Below are 22927 nucleotides of genomic sequence, written 5' to 3'. Positions count from 1 at the left end.
GCCGGCTTCACCTCTTTGGAGCGCGGTCAGCGGATCTTGGCGCCGTACACGTGCTCGACCCTCATCACCATCAGCACCCTGCGGTCGGACACCATCACCGACCGGTACTCGTCCCAATCCGGGTGCTCCCCCGCGGCGATGCGGTAGTAGTCCACCAGTGCCTCGACCTCGGGACCGTAAGGATCGGTCCCCGGCCCGGTGAGTGTCGCCGTACCCTCGGCGGTGGCCCAGGCCCACCCGTCGGGGCTGGTGACCTCCAGCGCGGCTCGCGGGTCCCGGCGCAGATTCGCCGTCTTGGCTGCTTCCTCGTTCATCGACACGTAGATGACACCGGCGTCCTGGTCGTAGAAGGGCATGACGGGGGAAAGCTGCGGGCGGCCGTCCGACTTGATCGTGGCGAGGACACCGAGCCGGCTTTCCACGAGCAGCGTGTGTGGGTTGAACGGTGTGGCGATCACGAGCGCACCCCTGAAGGCTTGCGGAACAGCTCGATCATCGCCGCGTAGCCGTTCCCGCCATGCCCATCGGCTACCGCCCGGTCGGTCAGGGCCTTGACGAACCTCGGAAGCTCGGCATTGACGCCGAGGACCTCGCTCTCGTGGATGACGTGCTCCATGGCGGCCAGGTGAGTGTCGATGGTGGAATCAAGGGCCGGGTACGTGCCGTCGTCGATCTGCTGCGCGTAGCCGGGCAGCCAGTCGGCCACGGTCCCGATCCCCGCCTTCGCGATGGGGGCGAACGTCGTGGCGTCCACACCCGCCGCGCCGAGCAAGGCGGCACCCTGCAGGAAGCCGTTCAGAATGTTCCACATCAGGCTCAGCACGGCCACCTCGTGCAGCGACGCCAGGCCGGGGTCGCCGCCGAGGTACGTCATTCCCGCACCCAGGCTCTTCAGGACCGGCTCGTACTGGTCGAACGCCGGCTGCGAGCCGCTGTAGACGATGACGGCGTCCGCCGTGCCGATGCCCTGAGGGACCGCCATGATCGCGCCGTCGAGGTAGGCGCCGCCCCGCCGTGCCGTCCACTCGGCGCGCTCACGAGCCACCTGCGACGTGCCCGAGGTCAGGTTCACCAGGACCCGGCCGTCGAGGACCTCGCCCAGCGGATCGAGGAGTTCGTGCACGGCGTCGTAGTCCGAGACGCAGACGACCACGAGCGGGCTGGCCGAGACGGCCTCGCCGACCGACCCGGCGAGTCTCGCGCCCTGGGCGACAAGGTGTTCGGCCTTGGCTGCCGTGCGGTTCCACACGGTCGTGGGGTGCCCTTCGCGCAGGAACGCTCCGGCCAGCGCCTGGCCCATCAGCCCCAGGCCGATGACCGTCACGGGAGTGCTGCCGGCATCGCGACTCTGCATCATGTGCCCCTCTGGTGGGTTGGTGGTCATGGCAGAATCTTCAACGTTCATACCGGTATGAAGGTCAAGGAGGAGTGAGCATGCTGATCGGGGAGCTCAGCCGGTTGACCGGAGTCCATGCGCATCAGCTGCGTTACTACGAGGCTCAGGGCCTGCTCGAGCCCGGGCGCGGCGGCAACGGCTACCGCGAATACAGCGACGATGCCGTCCTGACCGTGGCTCAGATCAGGAAGCTCCTCGAAGCCGGACTGTCGACCCAGGAAATCGGGTTCATACTGCCCTGCGCCACCGGCGCGGCCCCCGAGCTGGAGCCCTGCCCCGAGCTCCTGGACACCCTGCGTGCACGCCTGCACGGCCTGGACGAGCACATCGACACGCTCATCCGCTCCCGCCAGGCACTCCACGACTACATCGACGCCACCGAGCAGCGCGTGTCGCAGCACTATCAGGCATGCGACCCCACCACGCTGGAGTCGGCACCGGCGTGATCCCGCCCCGGGCGGAGACATCGCAAGCCGCGTGACTACGCGGACCCCAGGGGTGTGATCACCTCCCCGTTGACATCCGTGTGAGTTTCCGATCACACTAGTTTCGGACCTTCGATTAAAACGATTCAATAGCGCCGGAACCCCCCACATCCCCCACGCACCACCCCGAATGGACGCCCCATGCGCAAGACCGCGGCCATTGCCCTCGTCCTGGGCTTGTTAACGCTAACGCCGACCCAGGCCCACGCCGGCGACGCTGACCGTGCCTTCGACTTCGGCACTTCCGACAGCGCTCTTCAGAACGGCTACACCCGCGTCACCGAGACCACCGCCTACAGCTCCACCCAGGGATACGGCTTCGCCGACACCTCAGGTGTGACCTCGGCCGACAGAGCCACCGGCGACGCGCTGCGATCCGACTTCGTCGCCACCGGCGGCGCCACCTTCAGCGTCGACCTGCCCAACGGCGACTACACCGTCGCACTCATCGCCGGTGACGCCACCGAGGCGACCGACCTCGCCATCACGGTCGAGTCGATGACCAAGGTGCAGCAGACCGCCAAGGCGGCCGGCCAGTACCTGGAGATGTCCTTCGGCATCGCCCTGGTGGACGGGAAGCTGGACTTCGCCTTCTCCGGGACCGCCCCCAAGATCAACTCACTGGTGATCACGCGACAGGCCGACCGCACCCCCGGAACGATCCCGACCGCCTACATCGCGGGCGACTCGACCGTCCAGACCTATGACCCGTACTGGGCGCCCGAGGCCGGGTGGGGTCAGATGATCGAGCAGTTCTTCAGCACCGGCGTCGCCTTCGACAACCACGCCATCGGCGGCCGCAGCTCCAAGAACTTCATCACCCAGGGCCGCCTCGACACGGTCCTGCGGGCCATCAGGCCCGGCGACTACTTCTTCGTCCAGTTCGGGCACAACGACGCGACGGTCAGCGTCCCCGACCGGTACGCCTCCCCCGCGGACTACAAGGAATACCTGAAGGTCTACGTCAACGGCGCCAAGCAGCGCGGCGCGACCCCGATCCTCGTCACGCCCGTCTCCCGCCTGGACTACAACGCCACGACCGGAAAGTTCAACGTCTCCTTCCCCGAGTACGTGGCGAAGATGAAAGAGCTGGCCCAGGAGGAGAACGTCGCGCTGGTCGACCTGTCCACCCTGAGCAGGGAATACCTGGACGGCATCGGCCCCGAGGCGGCCAAGTCGGTGTTCCTGCACGTCCCCGCGGGCGTCTACGGCGCCTGGCCGAGCGGTGCCACGGACAACACCCACTTCCAGGAGTACGGCGCCATCCAGATGGCGCGCCTGGTCGCGGGCGGCGTGAAGGCGCTGGGCCTGCCGCTGTCGGGACAGGTGCGGGAGATCGAGCCGCCCGCCGCCGTCCCCGCCAAGCCCACCGGCCTGGTCGCGGGCGGCATCTCGAACGCGGGCGCCGTGCTGAAGTGGGACGCCACCGAGTCCGCGGATGTCTACAAGGTGCTCCGCGACGGCGCCCTGGCCACCACCTCGGCGATCCCGCAGGCCTCGGTCTCGGGCCTGGCGGAGGGCAAGACGTACGAGTTCCGCGTGGTGGCGGTGAACGGGCGCGGCGACTCCGAGCCGTCCGACCCCGTGACGATCACCACCAAGCGCGCCCTGTACAAGTACGACTTCGGGCCCGCCACCGGACCGGTCGCCGCCGGGTACACCCAAGTCACGCGGGCGACGATCTACACGCCTGAGAAGGGCTTCGGGATCACCAATTCCGCGAACATGATCGACCGGGACCGCGGCAGCGCGCTGGACGACCTCGGCAGGGACTTCGTGGCCTACTTCGGCGGCTCCTACGAGTTCAAGGTGGACGTGCCGAACGGCCTGTACGGCCTCAAGGCGTACGTGGGCGACCTGCTGGGCACCGCGCGGACGAACATCTCCGCCGAGGGCGGCACCGCCGTCGCCGTTTCCGGCAGCAGGAGCGTCGCCACGACCGCCATCTCCGGGATCAAGGTCACCGACGGGCAGCTGAACGTCGTCGTCTCGGGCACCACCGCCCACCTCAACGGCCTGGAGATCACCCCGATCCTGACCGCCCCCGAGGGCCTGGCCGCCGGAACGGTCGCCTTCGACGGGATCACCGCCAGCGTCCCGCTGAGCTGGACTGCGACGGACGGAGCAGCGGGCTACCGGATCTTCCGAGCCGAGGAGGGCGACGTGAAGCCCACCCTGCTCGGCAAGGTGACGGACACCTCCTACACCGACAAGACCGCCCAGATCGGCTCCCGCTACGACTACACGGTGACCGCACTCGACCCCGCCGGAGACGAGTCGGTGCCCTCGGCCGCGGTCAAGGTCGCCACCGTGGACTCCTCGGTGACGCCGCCGGCCGTGCCACAGGCGCCCCGTCTCGGCCAGGTCGCGGAGAACAGCGTGGAGCTGCGCTGGAGCGGGGTCGAGGGCGCACTGCTGTACCGGGTGCAGCGGGCCGAGCAGGCGAAGGGTCCGTACAAGCTGATCGGGAGCACGCAGGAGCCGTCGTTCACCGATCACGAGGTGCTCACGACGGTCCCCTTCCACTACCGGATCGTGGCGGTCAACAGGGGCGGCGCCTCCGAGCCCTCGCCGTCGACCGCCTCGCGGGCGGCCGCCAAGCTGAAGCGGCAGATGGAGCGCCTGAACCGGGCGCCGGTCGCCGTCTCCACCGGCTCGGGCGTCTACCTCGGGTGGCGGCTGCTCGGGCTGGACGACCTCGGCCAGGCGTTCGAGATCTGGCGCGACGGAAAGAAGATCAAGGAGGTCACGGGCGCCACCAACCACCTCGACCCTGACGGGACAGCACAATCCGTCTATCGGGTGGTCCCCGTGGGCGGCGACCCGACGGCCGAGTTCGGGGTGTGGAGTCAGCCGTACACGGAGATCCCGCTGGACAAGCCGGCCGACGACTACACCAAGGACGGCCAGCCCCACACCTACAGCGCGGGCGACGCCTCGGTCGGCGACCTGGACGGCGACGGCGAGCTCGACCTGGTCCTCATCTGGAACCCGAGCAACGCCAAGGACAACTCCCAGGCCGGCTACACCGGGCTCGTCTACGTGGACGCGTACACGATGGCCGGCAAGCGGAAGTGGCGGATCTCGCTCGGCAGGAACATCCGCGCGGGAGCCCACTACACCCAGCTGATGGTCTACGACCTCGACGGCGACGGCAGGTCGGAGGTGGTCATGAAGACCGCCGACGGCACCGTCGACGCCGCGGGCACCGTCCTCGGCAACCCCAGCAGGGACTACCGCAACTCCAGCGGGTACGTGCTGTCGGGTCCCGAGTACCTGACGGTCTTCGAAGGGAACACCGGCAAGGCGATCGACACCGTCGACTACACCCCGCCGCGCGGCGACGTGGCGGCGTGGGGCGACGCGTACGGCAACCGCGTGGACCGGTTCCTCGCGGCCGTCGCCTACCTCGACGGCGAGCACCCGTCGGTGGTCTTCAGCCGCGGTTACTACACGCGTACCGTCCTGGCCGCCTATGACTTCGACGGCAAGGACCTGAAGCAGCGGTGGGTCTTCGACTCGAACACCTCCGGCAACAGTGCGTACGCGGGCCAGGGCAACCACAACCTGTCCGTCCTGGACCTCGACGGCGACCAGAAGGACGAGATCGTGTTCGGCTCGATGGCCGTCGACGACGACGGTGAGGGCCTGTACAGCACCCGCCTGGGTCACGGCGACGCGCTGCACGTCACCGACCTGGACCCGAGCCGGCCCGGCTACGAGGTGTTCGCGGCCCACGAGGACATGGGCTCCAGCGGCAACCGCGGCGCCACCTTCAGGGACGCCGACACCGGCGAGGTGCTGTGGTCGATGCCCGCCACGAAGGACACCGGCCGCGCCGCTTCCGCCGACATCGACCCCAAGCACCCGGGCGCCGAGGCATGGGCGGTCACCGCGACGGGCGAATGGAACTCCAGCCAGGGTGAGCTCCGCTCCGCCTCTGGCGAGCTGCTCGGGCAGTCGATCCCGGCGGCGAACTTCCTCGCCTGGTGGGACGGCGACCCGCTGCGCGAGATCGTCGACCACACCTACGACCAGGCCAAGGGCGTCGGCGTGGGCACGATCTCCAAGTGGGACGGCACGACGAGCAAGGAGATCCTCCGTGCGGAGGGCACCTACTCGAACAACTCCACCAAGGGGACGCCGACGCTTCAGGCCGACCTGGTCGGCGACTGGCGGGAGGAGATCATCTGGCGGTCCGAGGACAGCACCAAGCTGCGCCTCTACACGACCGTCGACGTGACCGACCTCAGAATTCCCACGCTGATGCACGACCCGGTCTACCGGCTCTCGGTGGCGTGGCAGAACGTCGGCTACAACCAGCCGCCGCAGGCGGGCTTCTTCATCGGGAACGGCATGACCGCCCCTGAGGCCCCGCGCATCTCCTACACGCGGGCGCGCTAGCCCGTACGGGGAGAACATCGGCTGTGGTGCCGGACCACGGACCGGCACCACAGGTATCGGGCACGGGCTCTTCTCCGGCCGGCGACCAGTGGGGGTTGCCCTTGAAGGGGCCCGGCACCGTACGGCTGAACGCGCGGGCGGCCTGCTCCAGCAGAGCGGAGTGCTCTGTCACGGCCTCCGCGTCGGCGGCTTGGGCGGGGATCGCCCGGTCGTCGCCGGGAGTGTCCGGGGGCGGGCCGGGAGCAGCGAGGACGGGCGAGGCCGGCAGGGCGAACACGAGCTGCCGGGCCTCCAGGAATGCGGGTTTGCGGGTCCAGGCGTTCGTACGGCCCTCGGTGGCGCGCGCTGCCGCAATCAGCTCGGTCTGGAAGTGCGCAAGCTCCCGGCTCGCCTCCCAGGTGCGCAGCCGGTGCAGGTAGTGACGGAACTGGCCGGCCATGACCGCGTCGTACCAGTGCCGCCATCGGGCCGACCAGGCCGCCAGCCGGTCCGGCAGCAGCGTCGACCAGGCGGCCCGGCGCCACTCGGGCGGGAACAGGGGATTGTCACCGATGACTGCCACGCGGTGACTCGGCCACCCGCCATCCGCGTCGGTGTCGAGGATCAACAAGCCGCGCAGCCGCTCGTCCACTTCCCTCCACACCCGCAAAGCGTCGTCATTCCTGTCCTGCGTACGGAGTGCATGGCTGAGTGTGGCATGGGTGTGGGCCACCTGCTGGAGCTCGACGGAGTCGGTGCGGTCGCGTACCGCCGCCGGCACCCAATCCGTTCCCATGACCGGCCATCGTAAGGTTTCAGCGCATCTCGCATCTCCTGGGCCTGACGGTCAGGGTTCATCGGCGCTTCAATATGTGGTCGTTTGAGGTCAATAGTGTTGAGATGCTCGTGATCGCCGATGAAAGGCCAGGCCATGCACCGTCGCATCCTCGCGGCTTTGGCGATCACTGCCGCCACGACGATCGCCGTTCCGCACGCCGCCTCGGCCCAGCCTGCGCAGCGGCCCGTGGTCGTCAAGGATGTGAGGATTCCGCCCGTCCCCTTGGGCGACCTGCAGGGGTCCATCGTCGACGATCGCGGGGTCGAGTTGGGCGGGCTCGGCAGCGGCCTGTTCCCGGCCGGGCGCCGCGGCGACTACTGGATGGTCACCGACCGGGGGCCCAACGGGCAGGTCACGGTGGACGGGGAGAAGCGCCGCACGTTCGCGATCCCCGAGTTCGATCCGGCGATCGTGCAGGTGGCGACCCGGTTCGGCGTCGAGATCAAGAAGTACGTGCCACTGGTCGGCAGCTCCGGCAGGCCGATCACCGGGTTGAGCAACCAGGCAGGCCACGACGAGAAGCCTTACACCTGGAACGGCCGGACCGCGCTGCCGTACAACCCGAGCGGGGTGGACACCGAGGAGATCGTGCGCACCTCGCGCGGCGACTTCTGGCTGGTCGACGAGTACGGCCCGTCGCTGCTGCGCGTCTCCGAGCGGGGCCGGGTGCTGGCACGGCACGTTCCGAAGGGGCTCAAGCTCACCGACGCCGACTACCCGGTCAAGGAGACGCTGCCAGCCATTCTCGCCTCCCGTCAGCAGAATCGCGGCTTCGAGGGGCTGGCGATCGACGGCGACACCCTCTACCTCGCGGTGCAGAGCCCGCTGGCGAACCCGGACACCAAGACGGCCAAATCCTCCCGCATCGCCCGCATCCTCACCTTCAGCATCCGGGCCGAGAAGGTGACCGGAGAGTACGCCTACCGATTCGAGGACGTCACTGCCTTCGACCCGAAGGTGAACGGCGACCAGAGCGAGATGAAGATCTCTGGCCTGGCGCACGTGAGCGGCCGCCGACTGCTGGTCGACGAGCGTACCGACAACGTCGCCCGGATCTACCAGATCGACCTGGCGAAGGCGACCAACCTGCTGGCCGGACCATACGACGACCCGGCCACCACGCCGTCGCTGGAGGCGCTGACCAGCCCGCCGGCCGTCAAGCTCCCGGCCAAGTCGCTCGTCGCCAACCTGTCCGAGGTCGCCCCCACGCTGCCCGGCAAGGTCGAGGGCATCGCCCTGCTCGACCCGCGCACGCTCGTCGTGGCCAACGACAACGACTTCGGGGTCGGCGAGTTCGGCGCGGACGGCCGGCTGGTGAGTAGCGGCGTGTCCAGCCGGATCGTCACCATCCGCCTCCCACGCCCGCTCCACTGACAGCCCGGACTCTGCGGCCGCACCACCCGCAGCGTGCTCTCAAGGCCAGGTTTATGGTCTGAAATTTCATGACCTGTCCATGCTTAATACAGTGCATTCGGCTTTTGTCGGTTTACGCTGCCCGGCATGCATGCTAGGTCCCGGATCCAGGCGATCCTCGTGACGGCCGGCGTCCTCGTCGGCTCGATCGCCGCCCTTTCCTCCCCCTCCGTGGCCGCGGTCCCCGGAACCGTGGTCATCAGTCAGGTGTACGGCGGAGGCGGCAACTCCGGCGCCCCGTTATCAAACGACTACGTCGAGCTGTTCAACCGAAGCGGCGCCCCCGTGCCGCTGGACGGCTGGTCCGTGCAGTACACCAGCGCCGGCGGCACCGGGAACTTCGCCGCCAACAAGACCAACCTCTCCGGCACCCTCGCTCCCGGCCAGTACCACCTCGTACAGCTCGCGGCGGGCACCAACCCCAGCGGCGCTCTCCCCCAGCCCGACAGCGTCGGCTCCATCAACATGAGCGGCACCGCGGGCAAGGTGGCACTCGTCCGCTCGGCCGACGGCCTGGCCTGCAACGGCTCCTCCGCCCCATGCTCCGACGAACAGCTCGCGCTCCTCGCGGACCTGGTCGGGTACGGCGGCGCGAACTTCTTCGAGGGCTCCCCCGCCCCCGCACTCACCAACACCACCGGCGCGTTCCGCAAGAGCGGCGGCTGCGCCGACACCGACGACAACGGCGCCGACTTCGAGACCGCGGCCCCCGCACCACGCAACAGCGCCACCACCGCGGCCCCGTGCGGCGGCAGCGACCCGTCCCCGTCCCCGACGGCCACACCGACCGTGACGCCGACCCCCACACCCACTGAGAGCTGCGACACCCCGCCCACGCACCAGATCTCACAAGTGCAGGGCAGCGGCGAGACCAGCCCGGTCCAGGGCCAGAACGTCCGGGTCGAGGGCATCGTCACCGCCTCCTTCCAGGGCTCGGGCAGGCTCGGCGGCTTCTACGTCCAGGCCCTCACGCCGGACGCCGACCCGGCGACCTCCGAAGGCCTGTTCGTGTACTCCTCCACGCCGGTCAAGACCAGCGACCGGGTGCTCGTCTCCGGCAAGACGATCGAGTACAACGGTCTCACCGAGATCTCGCCGGCCACCGCGGTGAACGTCTGCGGCACCGGCACGACCAAGCCGACCAAGGTGAAGCTGCCACTCGAGAACGGCGTCGGCTTCGAGCGCTACGAGAGCATGCTCGTGACCTTCCGCACCGACCTCGCCGTCTCCGAGACCTACAACCTGGCCCGGTACGGCGAGATCACCCTCGCCGCGGGCAGCCGGCTGTGGCAGCCGACCGACCGCAAGGGCGTGAACACCGACAAGGACGCCCGGCGCACGATCCTGCTCGATGACGGCTCCAGCGTGCAGAACCCGCCCACGCTGCCGTACCACACGAAGGGCTCGAACACCGTCCGGCTCGGCGACGAGGTGGAGGACCTGACCGGCATCCTCACCTACGGCTTCGACGTCTACCGCGTCCAGCCGACCGAGCCTGTGGTCTTCACCGCGGACAACCCCCGTCCCACCAGGCCTGCGAAGGTCGGCGGCAACGTCCAGGTGGCCAGCCTCAACACCCTCAACTGGTTCACCACGCTCGGCTCCCGCGGCGCCACCACCGCCGCCGAGCGGGACCGCCAGCTCGCCAAGCTGGTCGCCACCATCACGACCCTCAACCCCGCCGTGGCCGGGCTGATGGAGGTCGAACGCAACAACGACGTGGCGCTCAACGCCCTGGTCGACGCGCTCAATGCCAAGGCCGGCGCCGGCACGTACAAGGCGATCACGCACCCCAACCCGGGCACCGACCTCATCCAGACCGCGCTGATCTATCAGCCGGGCAAGGTCACCCCGATCGGCCCGGCGCGGTCGTCGTCCGATCCCCTCTTCAACCGGCCGCCGCTGGTGCAGACCTTCGGCAAGGCAGACGGGACGGGCGAGACGTTCACGGTGCTGGTGAACCACTTCAAGTCCAAGGGCTGCACCGACGTCGACGGTCCGGCCTCCGGTGACGACGCCGACCAGGGCGACGGACAGAGCTGCTACAACGCCAAGCGCGTCAAGCAGGCCAAGGCGGTGCTGGCCCTGATCGACCACCTCCGGTTGAAGAACGCGCTCGTCCTCGGCGACATCAACGCCTACGGCGAGGAGGACCCGATCCACGCCTTCGAGGACGCCGGGCTGACCAGCCTGAGCAAGAAGTACATCAAGAAGGACGACCGCTACAGCTACGTCTTCGACGCCCTGTCCGGTGAGCTCGACCATGCGCTGGCCGACAGGGGCGCGCGCAAGCTGGTGACCGGCGTCACCATCTGGCACGTGAACGCCGACGAGGGCAGGTTCATGGACTACAACACCGAGTACAACCCGCCCTACCTGTACGCGCCCGACCCGTTCCGCTCCTCCGACCACGACCCGCTGCTGGTGGGCCTGAAGCTCTGAACCCCCACGTGGCCGCGGCGGCACCCCTGCCGCGGCCACGGCAGCCGAGGACCGAACATCTCAGTCGTCGTGGGCGATGAGCATGAGCTGCCGCCACAGCAGCACCACGAACACCGCGGAGCCGGCGAAGGCGAACCAGAAGGGCGCCGCGACACCGAAGCGGGTCGCCAGGACACCGCCGATCAACGAGCCGACCACCAGACCGGCGTAGACGCAGACGGTATTGACGCTGCCCACCCGGCCCTGCAGGTCGCGCGGGACCGCGCGCTGGCGGATGGTGACCGAGGTCGTGCCCCAGATGAACGCGTGCGCGCCGAAAACCAGGAAGATGCCCCCGGCCACCCATGGCGAATGGGTCAGGGCCAAGCCCAGGTGAGTGAGCGTTTCGATGATGAGCCCGATCCGCATCAGGGCGCCGAGGCTCACCCTGCGGGTGATGACCCCGTACAGGCCGGTGCCGATCAAGCCGCCGACTCCGCCGATGGTGGTCATCAGACCGAAGCCCAAGGCGCCGAGGCCGAGCTGCTCCTGGGTGTAGAGGACGAGAACCGACCAGGCCGCGCCGAACGTGAAGTTGAAGATCAGGATGGTGAGCGCCAGCGTGCGGACCGCTGCGTGCCGGATGGTCCAGCTGAACCCGGCGATCAGTTCCCGTACGGTATTAGGCCTGAGATCGTCGGCCTGTCGGCCGTGCGGCGGCAACGTGATCCGGGAGACCAGGACGATCCCCGCCACCACCAGGAGCAGCTGACCCGCGAACGGCCAGGTCAAGCCCAGGCCGAACAGTGCCGCGCCGATCGGCGGCCCGGCGAGCTGATTGAGCGTGATGAACCCCGTGCCCAAGCGGGCGTTGGCGATGACGAGATCGTCCTTGCCGACCATCATGGGCGTCAGGGTGGCCGTCGCGTTGTCGGCGAACACCTCGGCGACGGACCGGAGCGTGAGCGCCAGCAGCGCCGTCGCCACGGTCACGGTGCCGGTCACCATGAGCGCGACGAGCGCCGCCAGCACCACGGCCCGCACCGCGTTCGCGACGAGCACGATCCTGCGCCGGTTGTACCGATCCGACAGCACGCCCGCATACAGGCTGAACAGCAGCGGCGGTGCCCAGCCCACCAGGGCCGACAGCGAAATCATCAGCGGGTCGCGAGTCAACGTCGCGATCAGCAGTGGGCCCGCGGCGGCCGCGACCCCATCACCGAGATTTGTCAGCCAGCTCGAGGCCAGCAACCACCGAAATCCTGTCCCCAGCCGGGCAGGCAGGACTCGCTCCACCATTGTGACCACGAGCGCAAAACCATACGGTTCGAGAACATCTACGGCAACGCGTTTTTGCGTCTCGTCGGCGGGCCCGCCACGGGGCCGTCTCCGCGCCTACGAGCAGCAGCGTGACCCCGATCAACGCCTCGGCGCCGTCGACACCGAGCTCGCCGCTCTGCTCAGACCCCGACGTTGACGGCCGGATGTTCGCTGCGGGGGACGCTCAACACTGATTGCACGGATTTGGCCACCACGTCTGCGGCCTCCTCCGGGTTCAAGCGCCCCGCGCGCACCTCGGAAGCCGCTCCATGCAGGATGTAGTGGACGAGGTTGACCAGCCACGTTGTGGGCATGTCGGTCCGGAACACACCTTGCTCCTGGCCGCGGCGGATGAGTTCGGTCATGCGCCGGACGGGCTCCTCGTGCAGATCACGGACCCGTCCCGCGGGAAGGACTTCCTCGGCCGCCGACAGCAGCGCCGCGGACTCGGCCACGACCTGCCAGCTCGACGCCAGCAGGCGGCTCATGGCCTCACGGGCGTTTCCTGACAGATCGACCGACGACAGGATCGCGTCGCCGACTCTCAGCGCCTCCACGAGCGCTGCATCGATGAGCTCGGCTCGGGTGGCGAAGTGCCCATACAGGGTCATCCGCCCCACACCCGCAGCCTTCGCGATGTCGTCCGTCTTCGCGTTCGGGTCCGAACTCAGCAGCGTGCGCGCCGCGGCCACGATGCGGGCGATGCTGCGCTCGGCATCGGCGCGGCGCTTGGGGCGCGCGGAGGGCTCAACCATGTCACCACCCTAACGCGTATGCGCGTATACGAGTTATAGTGACTGCAAAGCTCGTATATGGACATACGAGTTAGAGGAAGGAGACATCATGAACCAACCAGCGATTCACCCGGCGCGGTGGCGCATCCTCGGCCTTCTGGGGGTGGCGCAACTCATGCTGATCCTCGACGTCACCGTCGTCGCCATCGCGCTGCCCCACATCGAGACGGAACTCGGGCTCAGCCGCGAGGCGCTGACCTGGACGGTCAGCGCCTACACGCTCACCTTCGGCGGGCTGATGCTGCTCGGCGGCCGGATCGCCGATCTGGTAGGTGCCAAGCAGGTCATGCTGACCGGGCTCCTGCTCTTCACCGCGGCATCGCTGACCACAGGCTTAGCGGAATCCGCGGCCATGCTGGTGGGCGGCCGCATCGCGCAAGGAGTCGGCGCCGCCCTGCTGTCCCCCGCGGCGCTGTCCCTGGTGGTGGCCCTGTTCGACGGAGAGGAGCGGAACCGGGCGCTGGGCGTCTGGTCCGCGCTCGGCGGAGGTGGAGCCGCCCTCGGGGTCCTCCTCGGCGGCCTGCTCACCGCGGGACCCGGGTGGTCATGGGTCTTCTACGTCAACGTGCCCATCGGGCTGGTGATCGCCGTGGTGCTCGCCGTACTGGTGCCGAAGCAGCAACCATGGTCCGCCCAGCGGCCGCGGCTCGACGTTCTCGGCGCGATCCTCGTGACGTCTGCGACCGCGTCACTGACCTACGCTCTCATCGCCGCCGGCGAGCGCGGGTGGCTCACCCGGCTCACGGGCTGGCTCGTCCTGGCCGCCGCCGTCGGGTATGTGCTGTTCGTCGTGTGGCAGAGGCGGGCGCGCTCGCCTTTGATGGACGTCCGGCTGCTGGTGCGGCGGCCCGTGGCGACAGGCGCGTTCCTCATCCTGATGGCGACGGCCCTGATGATCGCGGTGTTCTTCCTGGGCACCTTTTACTTCCAGCAGGCTCAGGGATACGACGCGTTGCAGACAGGCCTGCTGTTCCTGCCGGTGGCGGTGGCCACGATGCTGGGGGCCAACCTGACCGGCCGCCTGATCGGCCGGTGGGGTGGACGCGGCCTGGCCGTCGCGGGCCTTGCGGTTGCGGCGGTCGGCATGGCCGTACCGGCCCTGTCGATGCATCCCGTCAGCGTCGTGATCGGCGTGTCCGTCGCGGCCGCCGGCACCGGCGCGATGTTCGTCGTCGCCTCGGCGACCGCGCTCGGCCAGGTGGCACCCCATGAGGCGGGAGTCGCCTCCGGCATCGTGAGCACCTTCCACGAGTTCGGCGCCTCTCTCGGTGCCGCGGTCGTCTCGAGCGTCGCCGCCGCAAGCCTGGTCGGGAACACACTGAGCGGCTTCGCCAGCGGGTTCACCGTGGCCGCCATCGCAGCGGCAGCCGGCATCGTCATCGCTGCCCTGGTGACACCCGGCCGGCCGAGACCCGCCGACCAGGTCGCTTCCTCACCTTCATGACCGGTGCCAAGCGGGCGCGTCCAGCCCCCCGGCACCTCAGCCTTATGACCCTTACCTGGAAGGTCCACCATGATAGAAATCCGCCGCGCCACGCCCGATGACGCCTCCACCGTGCACGACCTCATCCGTGGACTGGCCGAGAGCCAGGACCAAGCCTGGGCCATCACCGTGAGCGTCAGCGACCTGAAGCAGCTACTCACCCGTCCCGAGGTCACCTACCTCATCGCCGAGCAGGACGGGCGGGCCATCGGCTACGTCTCCTGGCTGCAACGCGTCAGCTTCTGGTCCGGTGAGGACTACCTCGCGCTGGACGATCTGTACGTGGCCGGCACGGAACGCGGTCGCGGCGTGGGAGAACAACTCATGCGTGCCGCCGCCGAAGCCGCCGAAGGCAAGCTGATCCGCTGGGAGGTCGCCGAGGCCAACGTCGCCGCGCAACGCTTCTACACGCGGATCGGCGCCACCCTCGTCACCAAGAAGATCGGCCGCTGGCAACCCAAGTAGCCCGCCCGGCCGCACGACAACCGCCCCCTTCACGCCTCCACTTGGGCCGCCGCCTGGGGCATGCCGAGCCGTGCGGCGGAGTGGAACAGCTCGGAGCATTGCTCGCCAACGCCTGGCTGATCGTCCCCGGCGCCACACTCCTGCACTCGCCGATGCACGCACTGCCCTGATCGATCATGCCGACCAGGATGGGGTGCACCTGGAAGCTGCGATCCGGCTGGTCACCGCTCGGCAGAACGTTCGGTGATCCAGCGGGCAGCCAGCAGGGGACAGGTGCTGCATGCGAGCTGTGCCGCCGGACCGACGCACGCCGACTGGACCGGACTCAGCACACCTCGCGGTACGGCACGCCCACGACGAAAGCCGCCCACGTGTGAGGGACCGGCCGTCCGGCACAGACGGTGGCCGCCGCGCCGCCGATCCGCGGCGTCGTGTCCCACTGCCACACGGCGTAGGCGTCCCCCAGCACCTCGACGCGGTCGGCGGCCGCGGCGACCAGCGTCTTCCCGTCCGGGCTGAACGCCACCGCGACGAACAGCGCCCGGCCACCGACCGCCTCGCCCCACGCGAGCGTCCTGGCGCGCGGACGCCGATCGCAGTGCCGTACTGTCCCGGTTCGGGGCCGCGCTCGCCGCCGACGCCGAACTGGTGTCCGAGCTGGTGGCCGACACCGGCCGGGTGGCGGAGTCGATGCTGGAGCGCCGGATCACCGCGGGGCTCGTCGAGCGATGGGCACGCCAGGCGCCGCACTGCTCGCGCCGCCGGCCGAGTTCCCCGCCTCGCTGCCGGGCATCGTCGTGGCCGACGACGCGGTGCCGTACGAGCTGGTCGGCGCCATCACCCCGTGGAACTTCCTCTTCGCCCAGGGAGGTGTGCAGCATCAGGACGACGTGTCCGCGGCCATCGCGCCCCGAGCCGACGAAGGCGCGCCGGTACGCCGCGACCTTCTCGGCCAATGACGCCATGCCGTACGTGAGCAGGTTCGTCAGCACGCTGGCGTCGGCGTGCCCGGCGGCCTCGAAGGTGCCCAGGTTGCCGCTGCTGGTGAGCCACAGCCGGATGTCCGGGCTGTGGTCAGCTCGGACAAGACCACACCGTCCGGTACGCAGATCTGGAACCGGTACAGCGGCCGAGCCACCCCCGGCGTTGCTCGGGTCGTGAGTTTGGCGGGTCCGGTCGGCCGTCAGCGCGAATGCGCGACGGCCGCGGAGCAGCGCCAAGCCGAATGCAACCGATGGTTGCACATGCTCGGCGATTGCCCTACAGTCATGCGCAACCAAAGGTTGCGCATGATGGGAGCACGCCATGGAGCACGCAAGCATCGAGCGGGAGTTGCGTATCGAGGCCACGCCCGAGGTGGTCTACAAGGTCATCAGCACGCCCGAGCATCTGCAGCAGTGGTGGCCGGACGAGGCCGAACTCACGCCGGCACCCGGCGCCACCGGGTTCGTCGCCTTCGGCGACACGTCCACCCCGGACGCAAAGGTCGCGCCGCTCACAGTGGTGGAGGCCGACCCGCCCCGGCGGTTCGCCTTCCGCTGGGTCTACGACGAGGGCCAGACCGCGGCACCGGCCAACTCGCTCCTGGTGACCTTCGAACTCGCCCCGTCGGGCACTGGCACACTGCTGCGCTTCACCGAGACCGGGTTTACGGAGAGGTTCCCGGAGCCGGCTGAGCGCGAGCGGTGCCACCGCGATCACGTCACCGGCTGGGACCGGTTCCTGCCCCGCCTTGTCACGTACGCCGCCCGGCAGGTGTCGGCGGCGTGAGCGACACGGTCGACGACGAACTCTGGTCGGCGTTGGGGGACCCGACCCGGCGGCGGATGCTCGACCTGCTGTTGGACGTGGGCGGCGGGACGGCGACCTCGCTCAGCGAGCAACTGCCGGTCACCCGGCAGGCCGTCACCAAGCACCTTCGCGTGCTGGAGCGGGTCGGGCTCGTCCACGCAGCCCCGCCCGGACGCGGGCGCCGCTACCAGGTGGACGAGCCCCGCCTCGCCCGCGCGGTCAAGCAGATGTCGTCGGTCGGAGCAGCCTGGGACGCCCGGCTGCAGCGCATCAAGCAGATCGCCGAAGCGATCCAGCGCAGCCAGCAGGGCTGACCCCGCACGACCCGCACACGACCGAACGCCGCCTCATCCGTGGCGGCGCTGATCAACCGCACCCGGATGCGGGCGCACACCCGCAACCACTCAATCGATGGACACGAAGAGATAAGGATCCGATCATTCATGACGACACAATCACAGGGCAGCCACGAGATGAGCACAGCAAGCACGGCGCGCACCGAGCGCGGCTACTCGACGTCGTACCAGGTCGAGCAGTCACCGGAGGAGGTCTTCGCCGCCATCCTGGACGTCCGCGCCTGGTGGACGGGCCAGATCGAGGGGCGTGCCGACGAGCTGGGTGCCGAGTTCACCTACCGGCACCCGCCCCAGCACTACAGCCTCCAGCGCGTGGTCGAGCTCGAGCCGGGCCGCCGCGTGGTCTGGCGGGTAACCGACAGCCATCTGTCCTTCATCCCGGAGCCGGGCGAGTGGACCGGAACCGAGATCGTGTTCGACATCGTCCCCGCGACCGGCGGCACCGAGCTGAGGTTCACACACATCGGCCTGGTTCCGGACGTCGAGTGCTTCGGCGCGTGCTCCACGGCCTGGCTGCACTACGTCAACGGCAGCCTGCGCAGCCTGATCACCACGGGAGAGGGCCTGCCCGACCCATGGTGACCGGCGGCTGGGCAGGCGCCCCACCGAAGGGCGTGTCTCCTCCTACCACTGCAACCGAGCTGCGGCTGGGTGGCCCCCGGTCCACCCACCCGCGTTAGGGTCTTCCGGTTCGTCCAGGAGGGTACGGCTACTTGCGTTGAGTCGCCTGATCATGACGGTGATGAGTGACCAGTTCCGGTGGGAGCGATGGAAAACAGCGGTCTCCCGCAGCTTGAATCCGACTCCGGTTGTCGAGGTCATCTCCCAGATTTCTCCCACGATGCGAAAAGAGCCGCCTCGTGATCGAGAACAGCTCTGTTTCTGCTGGTCATCTAGGTGGGGCTACCAGGACTTAAACCTGGGACCTCTTCCTTATCAGGACTGTCTGGGCCAAAATCGGAGCACTGCCTGGTCGTCCAGACCTGGGGTGGACGGCTGCCGGTGTAAGGCGTCGTGTGCCTCTGTTGTAGTACGTGTTGCAGCGCGAGCCCATCGCACACCTGGTGATACAGCCTGAAGTGTTACCTCACCCTCGCTACTCTTCACACGACGATGGTTGCCGACGGCGGCGGTATCTGTATATCAGCGCTTCCCCGGAGATCACCGCCATGAAGCATCCGGCGAGTATGTAGATGATCGTCTCTGTCCAATGAGCTGCCGGACCCCAGTCGGCAGTGACGAAACCGTCTGGATTGCCGGTCAAGATCTCGGCTACTCGGGGGAGGGCAATGAAGAGACCCATGAGGAGCCCGGACCAGTTCGCCCACGCGCCTCGCCGGTCCATCCCTATAGCATTGGCCGCGCGAACTTGGGCGCGTAATGATCTGCGATCTCCATGTTGCTCCACGAGCACCAGCTTGGCATTTCCGTACTTCCAGAGGAAGATCCAAGCGGTCTCGTGCGGCGATGCGCTTCCTTGGCCACTCCTCCCCCTGCCCCATCAGCTGCTCATCTCCGGGACTGTCAAGCGGGTTCTGTCAACGATGGCTTCGCGTGTTCCGTCAGCCGGCGACCTTCCGTCGTTCGCGGTTGTCCTACGTGCACAGCCATCCTTGACCGGTTCCGTCTGCCTCGGACAATCGGGCGGCGGGTGCAGGGGACCACGTACCGGTCGTCATGGACCGCATCTTTGAGACATGAGCTGGGACAGTGGCCCTGAACGCGTTCGGCCCCCGCCAAGCTCTGGCGGGGGCCGAACGCGTTCTAGGGACCTAGGTCCCACTGGCCGCATCGAGTCCTTAAGCCATCATCACGTGCAGTGCTACAGCGACCGCGAACCCCGCGCCGATCCCTGCCGCAGGACTTCCAGCCAGGAAGCCGACCGCGATAGAGATCGCGATGATGACTACCCAGCGGACGTGCGAGCGGCTCTCTGGGGCAAGCAGAGAGCCGCTCATCCAGTCACGAGCCGTGGGAAACGTGAACCACGATATTGCCGAGCAGCGACAAGAATCCGGTCCTGCTGTGGACAACCGCGGTAGACCCGACGTTCCCGCTGCCAATCCTTCATGTTTCCGCTGCTGACAGGACTGAGAGCACGGCTGCCAATAAGGCCATCACCTCGTAACGAGATGGCACGACGGCCCATCTCCCACAACATTCAGCAGGCACCTTGGGCACCACAGCGCTAGAGAGCCTGTGGATATCTGTCTCGTAGACAAGGTGGCTTAGGCCGCACACGTAGTCGTTGGCATCGCGCCGAGGACGACAGTCACGCAGATAGACACTCAGACAGCAAAAGAGCCACCCTCCGAAGATCGGAAAGTGGCTGTTTCTACTGGTCAGACTGGGTGGGGCTACCAGGACTTGAACCTGGGACCTCTTCCTTATCAGGGAAGCGCTCTAACCGTCTGAGCTATAGCCCCGCGCACCGAACGCTACCGCATCCGCAGATCGGAGGCGAACCGGTTGTTCGGACGAGGAAAAGCTTACCGCCTCCGGCATGCTGCTCGCGCCGTCCTCACCCCGAGCACAGCGCGAACAGCATGCCCCATGGCGGTTCTACTCGGCCTCGCTGAAGGTCACCTCAACGCCTCCGACCAGGTCAGAGGAGATGTTGTAGATGACCGCCCCGAGCGTGGAAAGAGCCGTGATCAGGACCACGTTCACGGCCCCGATCAGCGCGGTGTATCCGAGGATCCGCACCGGCTCGAACCAGGAGGCGATGTCGATCGGGATCGAGCTCTGCCCCTGCTCGCCCTGGCCCAGCTGGTTGACCAGGTCCACGATCGAGTCGAAAACCCCAAGCGCGGACAGCACGCCGTACAGGACGGCCACTGCCACGAACAGCACCACGAAGCACACCAGGGAGACCACGAAGCTGAACTTCATGGCCGACCACGGCTCAACGCGGCGCAGGACCAGGTGGGCCTTGCGGGGCAGCCGGCCCGCGCCGGCGTTCGAAGACTTCTTCTTCGGCAACTCGAGCGCGGGCGGGGCCTCGGTGGCCAGCGAAGGCCGGATGCGTACGGTGTCGTTGCCCTCCGTCTGAGGCACAGGCGCAGGAGGATGCGGCGCGGGTGCGGAGGCAGGAGCCTGAGACCGCTGCTGCTGCGCGTCCTCCTTGGGCGGGACAGGCTTGCCCTGCGCGGGCGAGGTGATTTCCTGTCCTTCGTCGACCGGGTTGAAAATCTCGGTTTCTGCGGGCTTGTTTGGTTGCTGTCCGTTACCCGAACCCGCCTTTGTCCTGGCGGAACCACCACCCTGGGCGCTCATGGACTACTCTCCTCCCCCGTCTTCCTCAGTTTCCACCGAAGTCTCCATCGACTCCGCGTTCCGGGCGAGGGCCACCACGCTGTCGCCTTCCGCGAGATTCATCAATCGCACTCCCATGGTCTGGCGGCCGGACTGCTTGATCTCGCCGGCACTCGTCCGGATCACCCCGCCGGCGGACGTGATCGCGAAGACCTCGTCCTCTGGGTTGACCATGACGGCTCCGACCAGCTTGCCACGGGAACTCACGATTTTCGCCGTCAGCACCCCTCTACCGCCACGGCCCTGAACTGGATACTGCTCCACTGGCGTCCGTTTTGCGTACCCGCCCTCGGTGGCGATAAGCACATCTTGACCGTCGGCCATCCGATTCATGGACAGAAGTTCGTCACCCTCGAGGAACCTCATGCCGATGACACCGCTGGTCGCCCGGCCCATGGGGCGAAGCGCCTCGTCGGAGGCGGTGAACCTGATCGACTGGGCTCCCCTGGAGACCAGCAGCAGGTCGTCTTGCTCGGAGACCAGGCGGGCTCCGATGACCTCGTCGTCCTCCCGCAGGTTGATCGCGATCAGACCGCCGGACCTGGGGGAGTCGTATTCGGACAGGCGGGTCTTCTTGACCAGGCCGCTGCGGGTGGCCAGGACGAGATAGGGGGCGACTTCGTAGTCGCGTAGGTCGAGAACCTCCATAACTGTTTCGTCGGGCTGCATGGCAAGAAGGTTCGCCAAATGCATGCCTCGGGCGTCACGCGCGGCTTCAGGAAGCTCGTACGCCTTGACGCGGTAAACCCGGCCCTTGTTGGTGAAGAAGAGCAACCAGTGGTGCGTCGTGGTGACGAAGAAGTGGTCGACGATGTCGTCCTGACGCAGCTGCGCACCGCGTACACCCTTGCCGCCGCGCTTCTGGGCGCGGTAGAGGTCGGTTCTGGTGCGCTTGGCGTAGCCGCCCCTGGTGATCGTGACGACGATCTCGTCCTCGGCGATGAGGTCCTCGATCGACATGTCGCCGTCGTAGGCGATGATCTCGGTCTTGCGCTCGTCGCCGTAGCGGCCGACGACCTCGGCGAGCTCGTCGTTGATGATCTCCCGCTGGCGGGCCTCGCTGGCGAGGATCGCGTTGTACTCGGCGATCTGCGTCATCAACGCCTCAAACTCGTCCTGGATCGCCTGGCGCTCCAGGGCGGCGAGCTTGCGCAGCTGCATGTCCAGGATGGCCTGCGCCTGCACCTCGTCGATCTCCAGCAGCGCCATGAGGCCCTGCTGGGCGTGCGCGGCGGACTCCGAGGCCCGGATCAAGGCGATGACCTCGTCGAGTCGCTCCAGGGCCTTCAGCAGGCCGCGCAGGATGTGCGCCCGCTCCTCGGCCTTGCGCAGCAGGTAGCGGGTCCTGCGGACGATGACCTCGACCTGGTGCGCCACGTAGTGGCGGATGAACTGGTCGAGGCGCAGCGTCCGCGGCACGCCGTCGACCAGCGCCAGCATGTTGGCGCCGAAGGTGTCCTGCAGCTGGGTGTGCTTGTAGAGGTTGTTGAGTACGACCTTGGCGACCGCGTCCCGCTTGAGGACGATGACGAGGCGCTGGCCGACCCGCGAGGAGCTCTCGTCGCGTACGTCCGCGATGCCGCTGAGCTTGCCCTCGCGCACCAGCTCGGCGATCTTCAGGGCGAGGTTGTCGGGGTTGACCTGGTAGGGCAGCTCGGTGACGACCAGGGCCTGTCGGCCCTTGTCCTCCTCGACCTCGACCACGGCGCGCATGGTGATCGAGCCGCGCCCGGTGCGGTAGGCGTCCTCGATCCCGCGCCGGCCGACGATCAGCGCCTTCGTGGGGAAGTCCGGCCCCTTGACCAGCTTGATCGACGCTTCGAGCAGCTCCTCGTCATTGGCCTCGGGGTTTTCGAGGTACCACTTGACCGCCGCGGCCACCTCGCGCAGGTTGTGCGGCGGGATGTTGGTCGCCATGCCGACGGCGATGCCGCCCGAGCCGTTGACCAGCAGCTGCGGGAAACGCGCCGGCAGGACGTCGGGCTCCTGCGACTTGCCGTCGTAGTTGGGGCGGAAGTCGACGGTCTCCTTGTCGATGTCCCGCAGCATCTCCATGGCGATGGGCGCGAGCTTGCACTCGGTGTATCGCATGGCGGCCGCCGGGTCGTTGCCCGGCGAGCCGAAGTTGCCCTGCCCGTCGACCAGCGGATAGCGCAGGGACCACGGCTGCGCCAGGCGGACCAGCGCGTCGTAGATCGAGGTGTCGCCATGCGGGTGGTAGGTGCCCATCACGTCGCCGACGACGCGGGCGCACTTGAAGTAGCCGCGGTCGGGACGGTAGCCGCCGTCGTACATGGCGTAGAGCACCCGCCGGTGCACCGGCTTCAAGCCGTCGCGTACGTCCGGCAGCGCCCTGGACACGATGACGGACATCGCGTAGTCCATGTAACTGCGCTGCATCTCGGACTGGATGTCCACCGGCTCGATGCGGTCAGCCGGGGGAGTGGTGTTCACGTCCGTCACGGGT

At 68.1% G+C, this 22927-nt stretch carries 18 protein-coding genes and 1 tRNA gene; 10 read left to right on the top strand and 9 right to left on the bottom strand.

Going from position 1 to position 22927, the window contains the following annotated elements; all coding sequences use genetic code 11:
• Positions 1-26: 26 nt before the first annotated feature.
• Entirely contained in the window at positions 27-458 is a 432-nt protein-coding gene (locus tag Q9G87_RS18465; RefSeq protein ID WP_305917605.1) for a PPOX class F420-dependent oxidoreductase, read from the bottom strand.
• Positions 455-1384, bottom strand: a complete 930-nt coding sequence (locus Q9G87_RS18460; RefSeq protein ID WP_305917604.1) for an NAD(P)-dependent oxidoreductase — start codon at positions 1382-1384, stop codon at positions 455-457. The genes Q9G87_RS18465 and Q9G87_RS18460 overlap by 4 nt, the downstream gene beginning before the upstream one ends.
• Positions 1385-1434: 50 nt before the next feature.
• Between Q9G87_RS18460 and Q9G87_RS18455 the strand changes: the two genes are divergently transcribed.
• Together Q9G87_RS18455 and Q9G87_RS18450 are read left to right on the top strand one after the other, a co-directional pair.
• Positions 1435-1842 (top strand): MerR family transcriptional regulator, encoded by a 408-nt coding sequence (locus Q9G87_RS18455; RefSeq protein ID WP_305917603.1) that lies wholly within the window; start codon positions 1435-1437, stop codon positions 1840-1842.
• A gap of 180 nt (positions 1843-2022) precedes the next feature.
• On the top strand, positions 2023-6285 hold the full coding sequence (locus Q9G87_RS18450) for a rhamnogalacturonan lyase family protein (RefSeq protein WP_305917602.1): 4263 nt from the start codon (positions 2023-2025) through the stop codon (positions 6283-6285).
• Here Q9G87_RS18450 and Q9G87_RS18445 read toward each other — a convergent pair.
• Positions 6224-7060, bottom strand: a complete 837-nt coding sequence (locus Q9G87_RS18445; RefSeq protein ID WP_305917601.1) for a hypothetical protein — start codon at positions 7058-7060, stop codon at positions 6224-6226. The genes Q9G87_RS18450 and Q9G87_RS18445 overlap by 62 nt on opposite strands.
• A gap of 135 nt (positions 7061-7195) precedes the next feature.
• Between Q9G87_RS18445 and Q9G87_RS18440 the strand changes: the two genes are divergently transcribed.
• Together Q9G87_RS18440 and Q9G87_RS18435 are read left to right on the top strand one after the other, a co-directional pair.
• On the top strand, positions 7196-8476 hold the full coding sequence (locus Q9G87_RS18440) for an esterase-like activity of phytase family protein (RefSeq protein ID WP_305917600.1): 1281 nt from the start codon (positions 7196-7198) through the stop codon (positions 8474-8476).
• A gap of 126 nt (positions 8477-8602) precedes the next feature.
• On the top strand, positions 8603-10957 hold the full coding sequence (locus tag Q9G87_RS18435; RefSeq protein WP_305917599.1) for an ExeM/NucH family extracellular endonuclease: 2355 nt from the start codon (positions 8603-8605) through the stop codon (positions 10955-10957).
• A gap of 60 nt (positions 10958-11017) precedes the next feature.
• On the opposite strand, the gene Q9G87_RS18430 is transcribed toward Q9G87_RS18435, so the two are convergent.
• On the bottom strand, positions 11018-12235 hold the full coding sequence (locus Q9G87_RS18430; RefSeq protein ID WP_305917598.1) for an MFS transporter: 1218 nt from the start codon (positions 12233-12235) through the stop codon (positions 11018-11020).
• A 161-nt stretch (positions 12236-12396) separates the two neighbouring features.
• Positions 12397-13011 (bottom strand): TetR/AcrR family transcriptional regulator, encoded by a 615-nt coding sequence (locus tag Q9G87_RS18425; protein WP_305917597.1) that lies wholly within the window; start codon positions 13009-13011, stop codon positions 12397-12399.
• A gap of 88 nt (positions 13012-13099) precedes the next feature.
• Here Q9G87_RS18425 and Q9G87_RS18420 point away from each other — a divergent pair, with 88 nt between their 5' ends.
• Both Q9G87_RS18420 and Q9G87_RS18415 read left to right on the top strand, forming a co-directional pair.
• Positions 13100-14494, top strand: coding sequence for an MFS transporter (locus tag Q9G87_RS18420; RefSeq protein WP_305917596.1), 1395 nt, complete (start codon positions 13100-13102; stop codon positions 14492-14494).
• Positions 14495-14563: 69 nt separating this feature from the next.
• Positions 14564-14998 carry a GNAT family N-acetyltransferase gene (locus Q9G87_RS18415; protein ID WP_305917595.1) on the top strand — a complete coding sequence of 145 codons (435 nt, stop codon included), beginning with the start codon at positions 14564-14566 and terminating at the stop codon, positions 14996-14998.
• A gap of 325 nt (positions 14999-15323) precedes the next feature.
• Here Q9G87_RS18415 and Q9G87_RS18410 read toward each other — a convergent pair whose 3' ends face one another.
• Positions 15324-15524 (bottom strand): hypothetical protein, encoded by a 201-nt coding sequence (locus Q9G87_RS18410; RefSeq protein WP_305917594.1) that lies wholly within the window; start codon positions 15522-15524, stop codon positions 15324-15326.
• Between the two features lie 202 nt (positions 15525-15726).
• Here Q9G87_RS18410 and Q9G87_RS18405 point away from each other — a divergent pair, with 202 nt between their 5' ends.
• The 4 genes from Q9G87_RS18405 (at position 15727) to Q9G87_RS18390 (ending at position 17727) form a co-directional block, all read left to right on the top strand.
• Positions 15727-15957, top strand: a complete 231-nt coding sequence (locus Q9G87_RS18405; RefSeq protein ID WP_305917593.1) for a hypothetical protein — start codon at positions 15727-15729, stop codon at positions 15955-15957.
• A gap of 346 nt (positions 15958-16303) precedes the next feature.
• Positions 16304-16768, top strand: coding sequence for an SRPBCC domain-containing protein (locus tag Q9G87_RS18400; protein WP_305917592.1), 465 nt, complete (start codon positions 16304-16306; stop codon positions 16766-16768).
• Positions 16765-17103: an ArsR/SmtB family transcription factor gene (locus Q9G87_RS18395; protein WP_305917591.1), complete on the top strand. Its 339-nt coding sequence runs from the start codon at positions 16765-16767 to the stop codon at positions 17101-17103. The genes Q9G87_RS18400 and Q9G87_RS18395 overlap by 4 nt, the downstream gene beginning before the upstream one ends.
• Before the next feature lie 129 nt (positions 17104-17232).
• Positions 17233-17727 (top strand): SRPBCC family protein, encoded by a 495-nt coding sequence (locus Q9G87_RS18390; protein WP_305917590.1) that lies wholly within the window; start codon positions 17233-17235, stop codon positions 17725-17727.
• A 1770-nt stretch (positions 17728-19497) separates the two neighbouring features.
• On the opposite strand, the gene Q9G87_RS18385 is transcribed toward Q9G87_RS18390, so the two are convergent.
• The 3 genes from Q9G87_RS18385 to gyrA form a co-directional block, all read right to left on the bottom strand.
• Positions 19498-19571 (bottom strand) — tRNA-Ile (locus tag Q9G87_RS18385).
• 136 nt (positions 19572-19707) lie between these two features.
• Positions 19708-20421 carry a DUF3566 domain-containing protein gene (locus Q9G87_RS18380; RefSeq protein ID WP_371825789.1) on the bottom strand — a complete coding sequence of 238 codons (714 nt, stop codon included), beginning with the start codon at positions 20419-20421 and terminating at the stop codon, positions 19708-19710.
• A 3-nt stretch (positions 20422-20424) separates the two neighbouring features.
• Positions 20425-22923, bottom strand: coding sequence for a DNA gyrase subunit A (gene gyrA, locus Q9G87_RS18375; protein ID WP_305917588.1), 2499 nt, complete (start codon positions 22921-22923; stop codon positions 20425-20427).
• Between the last annotated feature and the right edge of the window lie 4 nt (positions 22924-22927).

Origin of the sequence: Nonomuraea turcica, assembly GCF_030718205.1 — a bacterium.
In the GTDB taxonomy this organism is placed as follows: domain Bacteria; phylum Actinomycetota; class Actinomycetes; order Streptosporangiales; family Streptosporangiaceae; genus Nonomuraea.
The sequence above is the reverse complement of the archived record's forward strand: the minus strand, read 5'-3'. Positions and strand labels throughout refer to the sequence as shown.

Bases quoted from the DNA above. Each gene is read 5' to 3' on its own strand.
- Q9G87_RS18460 (WP_305917604.1), bottom strand. From the start codon at position 1,384: ATGACCACCAACCCACCAGAGGGGCACATGATGCAGAGTCGCGATGCC.
- Q9G87_RS18455 (WP_305917603.1), top strand. From the start codon at position 1,435: ATGCTGATCGGGGAGCTCAGCCGGTTGACCGGAGTCCATGCGCATCAG.
- Q9G87_RS18450 (WP_305917602.1), top strand. From the start codon at position 2,023: ATGCGCAAGACCGCGGCCATTGCCCTCGTCCTGGGCTTGTTAACGCTA.
- Q9G87_RS18445 (WP_305917601.1), bottom strand. From the start codon at position 7,060: ATGGGAACGGATTGGGTGCCGGCGGCGGTACGCGACCGCACCGACTCC.
- Q9G87_RS18440 (WP_305917600.1), top strand. From the start codon at position 7,196: ATGCACCGTCGCATCCTCGCGGCTTTGGCGATCACTGCCGCCACGACG.
- Q9G87_RS18435 (WP_305917599.1), top strand. From the start codon at position 8,603: ATGCATGCTAGGTCCCGGATCCAGGCGATCCTCGTGACGGCCGGCGTC.
- Q9G87_RS18430 (WP_305917598.1), bottom strand. From the start codon at position 12,235: ATGGTGGAGCGAGTCCTGCCTGCCCGGCTGGGGACAGGATTTCGGTGG.
- Q9G87_RS18425 (WP_305917597.1), bottom strand. From the start codon at position 13,011: ATGGTTGAGCCCTCCGCGCGCCCCAAGCGCCGCGCCGATGCCGAGCGC.
- Q9G87_RS18420 (WP_305917596.1), top strand. From the start codon at position 13,100: ATGAACCAACCAGCGATTCACCCGGCGCGGTGGCGCATCCTCGGCCTT.
- Q9G87_RS18415 (WP_305917595.1), top strand. From the start codon at position 14,564: ATGATAGAAATCCGCCGCGCCACGCCCGATGACGCCTCCACCGTGCAC.
- Q9G87_RS18405 (WP_305917593.1), top strand. From the start codon at position 15,727: ATGGGCACGCCAGGCGCCGCACTGCTCGCGCCGCCGGCCGAGTTCCCC.
- Q9G87_RS18400 (WP_305917592.1), top strand. From the start codon at position 16,304: ATGGAGCACGCAAGCATCGAGCGGGAGTTGCGTATCGAGGCCACGCCC.
- Q9G87_RS18390 (WP_305917590.1), top strand. From the start codon at position 17,233: ATGACGACACAATCACAGGGCAGCCACGAGATGAGCACAGCAAGCACG.
- Q9G87_RS18380 (WP_371825789.1), bottom strand. From the start codon at position 20,421: ATGAGCGCCCAGGGTGGTGGTTCCGCCAGGACAAAGGCGGGTTCGGGT.